Origin of the sequence: Nostoc sp., assembly GCF_036917775.1 — a bacterium.
Taxonomy (GTDB): Bacteria; Cyanobacteriota; Cyanobacteriia; order Cyanobacteriales; family Nostocaceae; genus Nostoc.
This window is the reverse complement of sequence record NZ_JBALEQ010000159.1, coordinates 1-1,562: the sequence shown is the minus strand read 5'-3', so window position 1 is coordinate 1,562 and position 1,562 is coordinate 1. Positions and strand designations below refer to the sequence as shown.

At 45.8% G+C, this 1,562-nt stretch carries 1 protein-coding gene; it reads right to left on the bottom strand.

Going from position 1 to position 1,562, the window contains the following annotated elements; all coding sequences use genetic code 11:
- Nucleotides 1-1,562: ShlB/FhaC/HecB family hemolysin secretion/activation protein (locus V7K69_RS32080; RefSeq protein ID WP_335042203.1), on the bottom strand; the 1,562-nt coding region annotated here is incomplete at both ends.

Below are 1,562 nucleotides of genomic sequence, written 5' to 3'. Positions count from 1 at the left end.
AGTGAGAAGTACAAACCATTTTCTTGGAGCGATCGCTTTTCACCATCCACCGAGATTAAAGGAATGCCCCAATCTAAACGAGCCGATAAGTCATTACCCTGTTTCCACAACAGCCCCAACCCAGTACTCACAAGGGTACTGGGTGATGGATTTTCACCGTTGACATTCCAGCCTTTACCAACATCAATGAAGGGTGTCAGTTGCAGCACCCCGTCAATCTTCTTCGCGCGGACAATCGGGACTCGAAATTCTGCCGAAAACAACAGACCATTATCTGTAAGTAATGCGTCTTGGCGATAGCCCCGGACACTTAGTTGTCCACCAAGACCAAATTGCTCTAAAGGCACCAAGGAATCTGCCGCTAATTGGAAATCGCCTCTAGCTAAAAATAATGTGTCTGGTGCTAATTGTCGCACCCACTGCGCCTGTCCCCGCCATGCGAAAAAACGGCTATCTGGTTCATTCTCACTGACATTGGCATCGAACCAATCTACCCCAAAACTCAATTGCGATCGCGCCGCTAACACATACTGGTTACTTCGCTGAGTATATTCTTGAAAAAAGCGCAAAGCCGAAATATTCGTTTTTCCGTTCTCATCTGCACCTGGTGAAAGGCGAAACGGCCCAATATTATCAATACCCAACTCAGTTTGGCTTGACTGGCGCGAGAACGATAGCCCCACAGCTAATTCCTGGGTTGGCTTTTGTATAAGTGGCTGCCGATAGCCTAATTCGTAAGACCGACTATTTGACTGAATATCAAGAACGCTGAATGGTTTTTCAATCACGTGGTTCCATCCCTGGCTAAAACCAAAGGAGATAGTGCCATTGTGGGCATTAATTGGTAGTGTGTAATTGGCATTAATGCTATTACTGCCATCAGTATTGGCGTATCCCACACTCAGGGTATCGCCCAAACCTAATAAATTGGCTTCTTGCAGATCGACTCCTCGGCGAAAACTACCTACACTTGGCGATCGCCCATTATCTAGGCTTGCCGTCAGTGTAAAAGTGTCTGCTTCTTCAACCTCAACTTGCAATACATTGCTTCCCGGATGTACGCCTGTCTGCAACTCGGCTGAGAGGTTTTGGATGCGTGGATCGAGGCGGAGTAGTTGGAGTTTTTCTAGGAGGCGGGGTACGTTTAGGGGTTTGCCGGCACCTAGTTGGATGCGATCGCGAATGTATTGACTACGCAATCGTCTGTTACCAATGATTTTGATTTCTTGCAGACTGCCTTCGATTACTTGAATCTTTACTGTTCCTGCTTCTAGTGTCTGCGGTGTAATCAATGCTCCTGTGGTTACATAACCGTTCTCAATGTAAAGCTTGGCGATCGCATCTTTGATTTGCAATAATTCTGCAAATGTCACTTCTTTGCCGACAAAGGGATTGGTAATTGCGGCAAATTGCTCTGGTTTGAAAACTGTACTTCCTACTACTTCAATCCGATCTACTCGAAATTTTGCATTCGAGTCATCCTGATTTGGAATTGATTCATCTGGTATTGTTGGCAAAGGAACCAATTGATTGTTCTCTGTTGGCTTTGGCAACACATCAGT